The sequence below is a fragment of the Sphingobacterium sp. UBA7625 genome (assembly GCF_002484085.1).
GTDB lineage: Bacteria > Bacteroidota > Bacteroidia > Sphingobacteriales > Sphingobacteriaceae > Sphingobacterium > Sphingobacterium athyrii.
Genome location: NZ_DLJD01000019.1, coordinates 28,620 through 41,503, shown reverse-complemented (window position 1 = coordinate 41,503; position 12,884 = coordinate 28,620). Strand labels below are relative to the sequence as shown.

Annotated in this window: 7 protein-coding genes; 6 read left to right on the top strand and 1 reads right to left on the bottom strand. The window is 43.4% G+C overall.

Features of this window, described 5'->3' with window-relative positions:
* Nucleotides 1-292: 292 nt before the first annotated feature.
* A complete protein-coding gene (locus B4G94_RS07190; protein ID WP_286857985.1) occupies nucleotides 293-1,303 on the bottom strand; it encodes a substrate-binding domain-containing protein in 1,011 nt (336 codons plus the stop codon).
* 247 nt (nucleotides 1,304-1,550) lie between these two features.
* Between B4G94_RS07190 and B4G94_RS07185 the strand changes: the two genes are divergently transcribed.
* The 6 genes from B4G94_RS07185 to B4G94_RS07160 all read left to right on the top strand — a co-directional run bounded on the left by B4G94_RS07185 (nucleotide 1,551) and on the right by B4G94_RS07160 (nucleotide 12,758).
* On the top strand, nucleotides 1,551-4,685 hold the full coding sequence (locus B4G94_RS07185) for a SusC/RagA family TonB-linked outer membrane protein (protein ID WP_286857984.1): 3,135 nt from the start codon (nucleotides 1,551-1,553) through the stop codon (nucleotides 4,683-4,685).
* Nucleotides 4,686-4,702: 17 nt separating this feature from the next.
* Entirely contained in the window at nucleotides 4,703-6,268 is a 1,566-nt protein-coding gene (locus B4G94_RS07180; protein WP_286857983.1) for a RagB/SusD family nutrient uptake outer membrane protein, read from the top strand.
* 31 nt (nucleotides 6,269-6,299) lie between these two features.
* The gene (locus tag B4G94_RS07175) at nucleotides 6,300-7,184 is read left to right on the top strand and encodes a DUF5017 domain-containing protein (protein ID WP_286857982.1); all 885 of its coding nucleotides are present in this window, start codon (nucleotides 6,300-6,302) and stop codon (nucleotides 7,182-7,184) included.
* Between the two features lie 113 nt (nucleotides 7,185-7,297).
* Nucleotides 7,298-9,832: a glycerophosphoryl diester phosphodiesterase gene (locus B4G94_RS07170; protein WP_286857981.1), complete on the top strand. Its 2,535-nt coding sequence runs from the start codon at nucleotides 7,298-7,300 to the stop codon at nucleotides 9,830-9,832.
* 32 nt (nucleotides 9,833-9,864) lie between these two features.
* On the top strand, nucleotides 9,865-11,286 hold the full coding sequence (locus tag B4G94_RS07165; protein WP_286857980.1) for a hypothetical protein: 1,422 nt from the start codon (nucleotides 9,865-9,867) through the stop codon (nucleotides 11,284-11,286).
* An 83-nt stretch (nucleotides 11,287-11,369) separates the two neighbouring features.
* Nucleotides 11,370-12,758: an SGNH/GDSL hydrolase family protein gene (locus tag B4G94_RS07160; protein ID WP_286857979.1), complete on the top strand. Its 1,389-nt coding sequence runs from the start codon at nucleotides 11,370-11,372 to the stop codon at nucleotides 12,756-12,758.
* Nucleotides 12,759-12,884: the final 126 nt, after the last annotated feature.

Below are 12,884 nucleotides of genomic sequence, written 5' to 3'. Positions count from 1 at the left end.
AAAGAGCTCTAACGAAAGTTAGGGCTCTTATTGTTTCTAGGCAGGACGAGAACCTGCGACCGCTTAGGTTGCCATGGGGTTCGATCCGAAGGAGGCTCAGGGTTAGTGTTTGGGCCATGTGTGGCTGAGCCAATCCTGCCACCCCGACTAAAAAGCTCTAACGAAAGTTAGGGCTTTTCTTGTTTCTAGGCAGGACAAGAACCTGCGACCGCTTAGGTTGCCATAGGGTTCGATCCGAAGGAGGCTCAGCCAATCCTTCTACCCCGACTAAGAGCGCTAACGAAAGTTAGGGCTAAAGAGATTTCCGGATGATAACTTGAGTAGGATTGCGTTCGTTTAAAGTTTTCTTTTGAAGTATAGCTTCGGCCGCCGCCTTTCCCATCGCCCAAAAATCAGTAGATATGACCGTAATGCCTCCTTCAAGGATCTCTTTGACGTCCGTGTCATTGTAGGAAATAAGACCTATATCCTCCCCCAATGTAAACCCATGTTTCTTTGCCAATTTAATTAAGGATACATCATCGGAATCATAGCGGCTAAAGGTGATAAAGGCGGTGTACTGCTCAAATTTTGTCTCATCTACTTCTGGTAGAATGTCATAATTGATTCCCGATTCCTTACAGTAACGGACGAATCCATTGATAACATGTTGGGCATGTAAGGCTTCTGGATGTGCTATAAGTATAATTCTTTGATATTTTTTGATATTGTGCTGCAGTAGCGTAAGACTATTATAAATATCGTATTCATAATCCTGATAAATAGCCGTATAATCTCCTGAGAGCCCAAGTTGATTATAGTCGATGATAATCCGCTTATTTGGTGGTATGAGGTTGATAATAGGGGCAGGATCATCTTTCAAAAATGTAACAATGACAAAATGCGTATAGTTGTTGATGTTTTCGGTAATAATATTACGGAATACATTAAAGTTGTGATGGTGAAAGTAGACATCGATCGCCGCTGCACCTTTAGTTTCAGTTAATAACGATTGATAGATCTGTTCACGCATGGTATTCATTTTGTCGAGAAGAAGCAGGATACGGTAAGAATGTTGTACCTGTTTTTTCTTGACATAATATCCTTTCCGATAAACAGACTCAATTACCCCCTTTTCGAGTAGATAGTTAAGACCTTTCAAAACCGTTTCTTTGCTCATGCCGAGCTGATCCTGCAATTGATTTAATGAAGGGATGCGGTCTCCGATATGTAAATCATCCTTTTCGATCAATGTATGGATGTGATCGACCAATTGAAGATACTTCATTCGGGAGCCGTTGCCTGTTTCGCTTGTAGTGGACATGTGATGAATAGTGATTTACGATAATAAAGTCAAACTTAGATAAACTTGCTTTTATATGCAAGTTTTGGTGTATCCTAATCCAGAGGTAGGTTTAACTATTTTCTCTCCCTTTAAGACGATCTCTAAAAAAAAATAACATCTTTTTTCACTTTTTTTTTGCAAGGGCAAAGATAATTTATACTTTTATAAAAGAAAACCAGTCTAGACCAGACTAGATTGCAAAAAATAACTAATTATAAATACGACTATGATGCTATTTAATTTAAGGGTTGCCCTGCTCTTGGGTACTCTTTTTCTCTCCTACTTTGCTTTTGGTCAACAGTCCTCGACTGTGAAGGGTGGAGTATTCAATACAGAAGGAAATCCTTTAGTTGGGGTTACGGTTTCAAATCAAAATAAATCTAAGACAACGACCACAGATTCGCTCGGCAACTTTTCAATAACTGTAATTTCACCTAATGAGCCACTGCTATTTTCAATGGTGGGTTATGTTGCTGTAAAGAAAACAGCAGTATTAGGCCAGTTTATGCAGGTCAAATTACTGCAAGATACGCGCATGCTGGATGATGTTGTCGTTATCGGTTATGGTACGACCACTAAACGTGATCTGACCGGAGCGGTAGGTCAGGCTAATCTAACAGATATGCGCAAAGCCCCCGTAGCCAACTTTGAGGAGGCCTTAGCTGGTCGGGTAGCTGGCGTTAAGGTGAGTTCAAATGATGGACAACCGGGTGCGGAACTTAGTATTGTTATTCGGGGTAATAATTCCGTCACCCAAGATAATTCCCCACTATATGTGGTTGATGGATTTCCCGTCGAAACATCTGTTGGCAACACCATTAATCCCGAAGAGATTGAATCTCTGGAAGTATTAAAGGATGCTTCTGCGACAGCGATTTACGGAGCCAGGGGAGCAAACGGGGTTGTCCTCATAACAACCAAGAAAGGTAAGGTTGGAACTCCGGTTATTAACTACAACGGCTGGGTAGGACTCAATCAGATCATCAAAACGCAGGAGCTGCTAAACCCTTATGAATTTGTGAAATATCAATTGGAACAGAATCCCACCCTCTATACAGATATTTATCTAAAGGATGGTAAGACTCTGGAAGATTACCGCGGCATGGAGGGTATCAATTGGCAGGACAAAGTTTTTAGAAATGCAGTTACCCATAATCATTCTATAGCGATACGTGGTGGTACCGATCGTACACGATATGCCGTTTCCGGATCATTATTAAATCAGGATGGGATCATACTAAACAGTGGGTTTAATAAATATCAAGGAAGAATTGTGCTGGATCAGACCATAAACAAGAAATTAAAAGTAGGGTTGAATTTAAACTATACAGCCTATAAGCGATATGGTACCGTAGTGTCAGAGTCTCAGCCTAGTCCGACAGCGAGTCTGATGTATGGAATATGGGGATTTAGGCCAATCACCGGAAATCCACTTACAGATGCCTCACTGATAGATGATCTTTTTGACCCGGGTATGGATCCTAGCTTAGGTACTGATTTGCGAATCAATCCCTATCTAGCCGTGCAGAATGAATATAATCCACTGTTCAGTGCAAATCTCGTGGCCAATGGCTATTTCGAATATAAATTGGCAGATGAGTTGACGTTTAGGGCGACTGGTGGTTATACACGTATAAACCAGCGACGGGAAGTGTTCTTTAACTCAAAATCCAGAGCAGGACATCCCTTTTCAAACAATAAAGTAAATGGTTCTATTTGGAATAATGAAGTTACTAATCTATTAAATGAGAATACGCTGTCCTATGATAAGAAATTTAATGGGGGGCATCGGCTAAAGGCGGTCGTCGGGTTCACTGTGCAAGATGTCCGAAATTATACCAATGGATTTACGTCCATCTTGGTACCCAATGAATCATTAGGTATTAAAGGCCTGGACGAAGGACAGATTACGATGGCGCCAGTGACTGACGCATCCAACGGACTGATATCCTACCTGGGGCGGGTTGATTATAATTATCGTTCAAAGTATTTACTGACACTGTCTTTCAGAAGTGACGGCTCCTCCAAATTTCCAAAATCAAACAGATGGGCTTATTTCCCTTCGGGATCTTTTGCATGGCGATTGAAAGAAGAGAATTTCATGAAACCGATAAAGATCATCAGTGATGCAAAGTTGCGTGTTGGAATAGGTTCAACCGGAAATAATCGCGTATCAGAATATGCTTCATTGACTGCCTTGCAGATGAATCCAGCCTCAGGCTACAGTGTGGGCAACAGCGCCGGTCAGGGAATGGTACCGACGAATCTTGGAAATCCAAACTTAAAATGGGAGACCACCGTTCAAACCAATGTTGGCCTCGACCTCTCCATACTCAAGAATAGAGTGTCCCTTACAACAGATTATTATCACAAGGAGACACGTGACCTATTATTGAATGCGACCTTGGCTCCCAGTATGGGATTCCTGACAGGCTTCAAAAATATCGGCCGTGTATCCAACAGTGGTATCGAATTTACATTGGAGACCAAAAACGTACAAACGCCCAATTTCTCCTGGAATTCGAGCTTCAATATCGCATTTAACAAAAACAAGGTCCTTGAACTCAACGAAGGGGAGCCGAGTTTGGCTACACGCGTTACCTGGGGTAATTTCAATAATGCCTATCCTTATATAGCAATACCCGGACAGCCAATAGCCTTGTTTTATGGGTATCTTTTTGATGGTGTCTATCAGTACGCAGATTTTGATCTGGCCAACGGGAATTATCTACTTAAAGCAGGTCAGCCTAATAATGGTACCCCCAGAACAAATATTAAACCCGGCGATATCCGTTTCAAGGATATCAATGGTGACGGACAGGTAGATAATTATGACCTCACAATAATAGGTAATCCAAATCCAAAACATATTGGCGGATTCAACAACAACTTTAATTATAAAAACTTCGATCTGAATGTCTTTTTACAATGGAGTTATGGAGGAGACATCTTAAACGCCAATCGCATTGAGTTTGAAGGTGGGGATCCTGTTGCGCGTGGTTTTCTGAATATGTTTGCATCTTTTGCCGATCGCTGGACGCCAGAAAACCAGACCAATGCACTCTATCGTGTCGGAGGCCAGGGGCCAGCTGTTTATTCTTCCAGAACGATTGAGGATGGGTCCTATTTGCGACTAAAGACCTTGTCTTTAGGATATACATTCAGTACTGATCAGCTCCGAAGATTACGAATGAAATCCATACGACTCTATGTGGCTGCACAAAATCTAGTTACATGGACAAAATATTCAGGGCTCGATCCCGAAGTGAGCACCCGTCCTGGAGCATTGACACCTTCGTTTGACTGGTCGGCTTATCCGCGTCCTCGTACGATGACCGTCGGACTTGACCTTAATTTTTAAACTAACCTTTGATCAAGATGAAACGCATTTTTATTTTTTCCATATGTATCGCTTGTCTAACCAGTTCATGTTCCAAATTGCTGGATAAAGAACCTGACTTTGTGACCACTGAAAACTATTTTCGAAATGAAAGCGAATTGATGAACAGCCTCAATGGCGTTTACAACAGACTCATCGATACCTATGGGCGCATGTATAGTCGAGGGCTTTTCAGTTATTTTGTCGTGAGTGACGAAGCCTATTTCAAGAATATATCAATCAACAATATTCGAGTGATGGTCATGGACGCTGCTGATCTGGACATTACTAGATTGTGGGAGACTTTATACGAAGGGATAAATCGGACAAATTTATTATTGGAAAATGTCGATCGCGTAGAGATGGATGTCACCAAGAGAAACGCCATCAAGGGAGAAGCACTCTTTATGCGTGGATACTACTATTATCTCTTGACCGATTTCTTTGGAAAAGTACCTTTAAAACTGTCCTCTACGCAATCACCCAATGACCCTTATCCCGCTCAGGCTACATTGCCCGCTTTGTATGCACAAATTGTGAAAGATATGCAAGAAGCAGAAAATTTGGTCCACGAAAGCGGTGTCGTAGCCAACGAAAGAGTGTCCAAAACAGCCGTTCAGGCCGTACTGGCCCGTGTGTTCTTAAAAATGGCCGGACAGCCTCTTAATGACCGCTCTCGTTATCAGGATGTTATCGAATATACGGATAAAGTAATTGCTTCAGGGAAACATCTGCTTAATCCCAATTATAAGCAAATATTTATCAACCATTCACAAGATATCAACGAACCGAAGGAATGCCTTTGGGAAGTTGGCATGTTTGGAAATAAGATCGGCAACATCGATCAGGCTGGTATGGTTGGTATCGAGAACGGTATAGAATGTCCCGATGAACGTATTGGGTTTTCAGGCGGAGCAATGCGGGTTACAGCCAAATTATACGATCTATTTGGTCAGAAAGATACAATGCGGCGCGATTGGAGTATCAGCCCCTATCGATTTGTAACTACTGCAGGGGTTACGCAAAAGCAATATTATAGCACAGCTCAGCTTTACGAACGAAACCCCGGAAAATGGAGACGGGAATATGAGGCCGGTACCAAAGTGAGGAGTGCCAATTCGACCAATTTTCCAATTATAAGGTATAGCGATGTCTTGCTGATGAAAGCGGAAGCAGAAAATGAGGTCAATGAATCCCCCACAACAGCAGCCTACGAAGCGCTTAATCAAGTTCGTAGGAGAGCTTTTGGTAAGGCATTAAATGAGGTCAATGGAGCTAGTGATGCGCCGATCGGAATGGATAAAATAGCCTTTTTAGACTACATACGCGACGAGCGCCTGCGTGAATTTTGTTTCGAAGGTACCCGTAAGCATGATCTGATTCGTTGGGGCATTTACGTGCCCATTATGAATGCCTTGGGACGTGAAATTTCGGTCAATGCACCCGCTGCACACCGATATGGCGGTAATGCTGGCCTGAATACGACAGAGAGAAACGTGCTGTTTCCCATACCAAACACAGAAATAACCATTAATAAACAGATTATTCAAAATCCGGGTTGGTAAATCTGGTGGATCATAAAATAAATAGATGAAGATGAAAATAGTGTTAATATATCTCATGCTGGCCATTTTGTGCGTCAGTTGCATGAAAGAAGATATCGCCAGTGCCGATATGGAGGTCAGGACAGATGCCGCTAGTTACAAGGTTGGCGACACCGTTGTCTTCCGATTTGAGGGTGCTCCAGACAATATTGTATTTTATTCTGGAGAGAACGGACACAACTATGAACTGAAGGATCGTCTTTATGCGGATAATGATTTACAGGTGGATTTCAAAACACTTGTCCAATGGGGTGTTATTTATGACAATCTAAAATTATTGGTTTCCAATGATTTTACCGGAATATACACAAAAGAAGAGATCGACAAAGCCACGTGGACCGATATTTCCGAAAAAGCCACTTTCTCCACTGGGCAAGACAATACACCTTCTGGAATCGTAAGCCTGAAATCATATCTCAGTCCAGTTGATACGGCGTCACTTTACCTGGCATTCCGATACACAGACACTCAAAAGGCCCAACAAAATAGATGGGTCGTTCGCAGTTTTAATGCGGTAAAAGTATCACCTGAGGGCGTGCAGACTAATGTTGCCACGATATCCAATGCGGGCTGGAATGCCGTAAGTTTTCTAAATGACAGTAAGGTATGGACCATTTCCGCAACACAGCTATTGATGCATGGCGGTGTTGCATCCGATACCGATAATGATGATTGGGTGATTACCAAAGGCTTTAAAGTAAGGGAGTCCATCGCGGACAAAGGAATAGCACTGAAAAATATTAGCTCAAACCTGCGGGAATACAAATATGTATACAAAACTCCCGGAGTCTATAAAGCCGTGTTTGAAACCTCCTCCGTTTGGTACAGTGGCCGCAAAGAAGGGTACGCCGAAGTAACAATTAATATCCAGCCATGATAGATATGCAGCTGTTAACTAGAAGATACGGTCATTGCGACGGAGTATGGAGGACGATGATAATACTGCCATTGCTTTGCTTTGCGAGTGTTTTCGGTCAAGGCAGGGCTGATGTGAGCTTAAAAAATAGTAAGCTACAACTGATCTGGAGTAGCGATAAAAATGGTTATCATCTCCAGTCCGTTACCCTAAACGCTGACCTGGGGCAAAAGGAGCATTTAACGATGGCTGCACAGCAGCGAACGATCCTTTACGCTAAAAATAAGCCGCTGGACAGATCGACAATTGTTTATGATCATGCTGGGAAGCTTATTCACTTCCCCGATTCTCAATATCGCTATGTGATTCCAGTGTGGTCACAGAGTTTGTCACCTGTGAGCCTGAATACTGCAGGTGAAGTATGGCACTATCAACCGACTGCAGTGACTTCCACTTCACCCTCGGGGCTGAGATTTCAATATGAAAACGAAAAAATTGCCCTGTCCGAAGAATGGAACCTTGATCCGGATCAAATGCATGATATCCGTGTAAAGATAACTTTAAAGGCGAAAGAAAACGGTTATTATTCCTTGTCCACGCCATCACTGGCGATTGCCGATCGCCAGCAGTTTCAGTGGGCGGTGATTCCGGGATTATTCCAAGGAGCGGCGCTCAATCCTGACTTTGTGGATGCCTACGCTTACGGACACGGTATCCCGGATCGTCCGGTCATCGTCCGTGAACGTACTGTCTCCACCTTAGCTTCGCTATTGACCACGCAATCTGGAGTGACCTTAGCAACCGTGGCCGAACCCGGAACAGCAAGGGACCCTTGGTCAAAAGATGCAAAGACACATTCAGACTGGAAACTCGGATTGTCATTGATGAACCGAAATAAGGAGCTAACACCGACACTCTATCACCCGGTACTAGGTGAGGAGGGGTCTTATTTGAAAGAAGGACAAGAGATAACATTTTCTTTTCGCTATACCATTCAGAGAACTTCTTGGTATAATGTACTGGGGCATGTGATAAAAGATGTTTATAAGTTTAGTGATTTTTTAAAACTGAAAGAAACAAATCGCTCCTTAACGGATCGTCTCTACGCGATGTATGATTATGTCATTGCCGATAGTACCTCCAAGTGGCGGATAGCAAACTATAAGAATGCGGTAATCGGAGCCCAGGATTATCTGGGGGGAGTATACGGGTCTGAGAAAGATGCCATGAAAAACTCCGATTACGGTGCCATGTGGATGCTGGCTACGCTGACCGGAGATAACAAACTGAAGCAACAGCGACTACCGGCAGCCTTAAACTTCAAGTTGCAACAACAGCAACAGCAACCGGGATTCTTTTATGGATCAGCCGCAGGGCAGTATTTCCTATATCGCAGTCAACGGTTTACCGAAGAATGGGGACCCTATAGCGAACCCATTGGTACCAGCTATTACATGTTGATGGATATCGGTAATATATTACTTTTTGAGCCAGATCGCTCTGATCTTAAGCAAGCGTTGCGCAAAGCCGCAGATTGGTTGTTGTCCAAAATGCATCCCGATGGGCATTGGAAGGTTGCCTATGATAATAAGACCGGTAGCGCCATGTTTGAGGATGTATCCGATCTCCGGCCAACATTTTATGGACTATTGGTTGCGCATCAGTTGTTAAAGGACGAAAAATATAGAGAAGGAGCAATCAAAGCCGCAAACTGGTTTGTCAGACACGCAGTGGAAAAAGGATGGTTCCTGGGAGTTTGTGGCGATACGCGATTTGCACCTGATTTTGCAACGGCACAGTCTATACAGGCCCTCCTTGATATGTATACATTGACCGGCGATCTACGCTATCAGACAGCAGCCTCTCAGGTCGCGAGATATTATACAACATCAATCTATACACACCCCATCCCCACTCGGGAGGTTAAGCATGTGAATGGTATCGATCGTCAGGATTGGGAGATTAGTCAAGTGGGGTTGGGATTTGAACATGGCGGTATTATGGGTTCTGCAAATCATCATGGTCCTATTTTGCTGTCGAGTCATGCGGGGCTGTTTGTAAGATTGTATGCACAGACGAAAGACAGCTTATTGTTGAATATGGCAAGAGCCGCTGCCTGGGGACGGGATGCATTTGTGGATGCAAATACCGGGGTTGCTTCTTACTACTGGGATGCGATGAATAAAGGGGCAGGGCCATTCCCGCATCATGCCTGGTGGCAATTGGGATGGATTACCGATTATCTGCTCTCCGAAGCAGCGGTTCGTTCCAATGGTAATATCTCCTTTCCGAGTGGATTTATAACACCTAAAGTAGGGCCACATCGCAGCTATGGTTTTGAAAAAGGGAGCATATTCGGCAAGCCTGTTGATCTGAAAATGAAAAAAGGGCTTATCAGCCTTGATAATGCACATATAGACTACATTCTTGCTACCAACAGCGACAATAAAGAGCTCTATGTTGTTTTGCTGAACAATAGCGTGGATCCACAACAGGCTAGGCTGAAATTAGATGCAGGCCATTCCCGGGATCTTTTTGGGCTAGTTCAGAAGGAGGTCTATCTTCTCAATTCCGACGGGGCGGATGAGATGCGGATGGCAGCATCCTCAGATTGGAAAATTTCCCTGCCGGCAACAGGGCTAAAAATAATGAAAATCAGTTATCAATAACCATTTAAACAACCAATAACATGAATAGCAACATGAAACAGAAAAAAAAATACTGGATTATATCCATATTCTTTGGAATGATGTTTACGGTCTTAAGTTGTACTGGAGTCGAAAAGAGTTTACAGGCAAATGAAACGCAGGTAGAAAATAAGCTTGCACGAATGGCATCTACTACCGGACAGTTAGATTCACCCATGGTGAAAAGTCTGGCTTATCAGGTGATCGTCAACAACGATACCCTGGACGTATGGCAAGAAACCTGTTATGATCTGGTGGAGAATGGGGGGCAGACCGATGTACATACCGCTTTATTTACGTATGTGCCAGGTACTCAGGTCAAGATTATTTGCAGCAGTTCTTTCTCAAATTTTACGCTGTCACCCAAAAGGTTGGATATACCGGTTACCAAGAACGGAAATGAATTGACGTTTACCATCCCGGAGTACTACAATTATGCCTTGGCTATCCCAGGTCGTGCACCCTTACTTTTGTTTGGATCTCCGGATTATAGTGCCTATAAACAGGGGGCAGTTGTTTTTGCCAAGGGAATCCATCATGGTGTAAATGGAGTTTTTAAACTTGAATCCAATAAAACCTATTATTTAGAAGAAGGGGCGATTCTCAGGGGAAAAGTATTGATAGAAAACGTATCTAATGTCAAATTGATCGGTCGGGGCTATATTGATGATCGCACCGCTCCTGTAGCGGGAAATTTTGTTAAGGTCTACCGTAGTCAGCATGTGGAACTTCGGGGATTTGGCGTCCGGCATGCGGCTTTAGGCTGGCAAGTAGATATGGTCAATTCGTCGAATGTCGATGTGTCCCATCTCAACCTGTTGAGCTTTGGGCAGAACAATGACGGTTTGGATTTGGGCTCAGGATGTCAAGATGTGCATTTCTCCCATTGTTTTATCGGATCAGGAGATGATGGTTTTGGTTGGCACGCAACAAATGCAGCTGCAGATGGTGAAACACCGCTTTTAAATTGTCATGCCCACGACTGCATGATCTGGAAAAACCAGGTAGGCGTGGGTATCCGCATAGGATCTTCATTAGAGACCAGTAGTGTCGAACAGCTCACCTTTAAAGATATTGATATCGCCAAAATGGCCTGGGGTGGTCATTCGGTAGCGATCCCACATTCTGACTGGGCTGATGTTAAAAATATCACGTTTGAGGGCATCCGTGATGAGACCTCTGGAAATACCCGATTTGTACTGATGTATATTAAGCAAAATGCAAACTCAAATCCGATTTATAGGCCCGGGACTATTTCTGATATTCGATTTATTGATTGCGTCAGCAGTGCGACGGCAGCAATTTTCGAGGGCTATGACGCCAATCACATGATTAAGGACGTGACCTTCAAAAACGTAAAAGTCGGAGGTAGGGATATGTTGCAGTCTGATATCGTAGCGAATTCCTTTACTTCGAATATCACCGTCGTGAATTGATGTTCAACTAGTTTATAATCACTTAAATCAACGAGATGCGTACCTATCAATCAGTTATAACTTTCCTATTGGTTTTTTTAATAATGACCGATCTGGGGGCGCAGAATGGTGTGGAGCTCAACAAGATTGCAGCCTCACAAGGTGCCGCTTCGCAACTGTTATTTTCTGTGGATCTGGCGAAAGAAGAACTTATTGTGCCTGGTGATTTTAAGCGTGATGAAGAGTGTGTCGTGCGTGGTGGTATGCCTAATTTTTTTGCCAAGGTCAGCAAGGGGCAGGATGTAACAGTAGCATTCATCGGTGGAAGCCTGACACAAGCCAATTATTGTTACCGGATGCAGATTTCAGCTTACTTGCAGGCACGCTACCCATCCACTAGATTCAAGTGGGTCAATGCTGGCGTATCCGGAACAGGCACGGACTTGGGATCTTTTAGAATCAGGGAGCAGGTTTTATCACAGAATCCCGATCTGGTCATCATTGATTTTGCAGTCAATGGCGCCTATGCTGCAGGCATGGAAGGTATGGTCAGGCAGATTATCCAACATGATCAGCATACCGATATCTGTTTAATCTATACCATCTTGGCTGCGCAGACCAAGGTATATAATAATGGAAAGATACCGCCACATATTGAAGCTTTGGAAGCATTGGCCGATCATTACAGTATTCCTACAATACATTTGGGAATGGAGATTGCGCGCTTGGAATCTCAGGATAAGTTGTTGTGGAAGGGAGAGGTAGATTCTGCAGGAGATCGTATTTTATTTTCTACGGACGGAATCCACCCGCTGAAAGCCGGTGGTGATCTTTACGCTGCAGCCATTGCCCGTGGGATTGAGAAGATGAAAGGACATTCACAAATGGAGATACATCCATTGCCTCAGCCGCTGTTATCTGATGAGTGGGATATCGCAGGGATGTACATACCCACCGATCTTGCTGATTTTGATGTTAAATGGACCGCGTTTCCTACAGAGGGATCTAAATTAAGGGCCTTCAATGGATGGTTTGACAGCTTGATGGTCGCTGATGAAAAAGGCGCGCGCTTTTCTTTCACTTTTGAAGGTGATCTATTTGGCCTGTTTGACATAGGTGGGCCAGAGGTGGGGCAGCTTGAAGTATGGGTAGATGGTCATCAGATAGGGCTCCATAAATCGCAGTCCGGGGGATTTCAACCTTATCAAATGGCAGCAGAGAATCACGACAATATCCTGTTGAATCGATTTAACGCATACTGTAATAACCGATATCGAGGTCAATATGATGTGATCAAGGTACCCAAAGGAAAGCATGAAGTCAGTTTTCGTATATCGCTATTGAGAGCGGATAAAAAGATGATATTGGGTCCGTCTCAACAAGAAGATATTGACCGGCATCCTGCGAAATACGATTCATCCAAGATTTATTTAGGACGGATACTGTTACGTGGCAAACCAATTTTAAAGACTAGTGGAAAAGAAAAAGGATGAGACGACCGAAGGCCGCATGACCGAGTGTACCAAACGATTGAGCTTACGAACACCTTAAAGACCAATTTAATGAGTAAACGATGAATATCATTGAAAATAAATACTTATGAATAGTGCCTTGGTTAA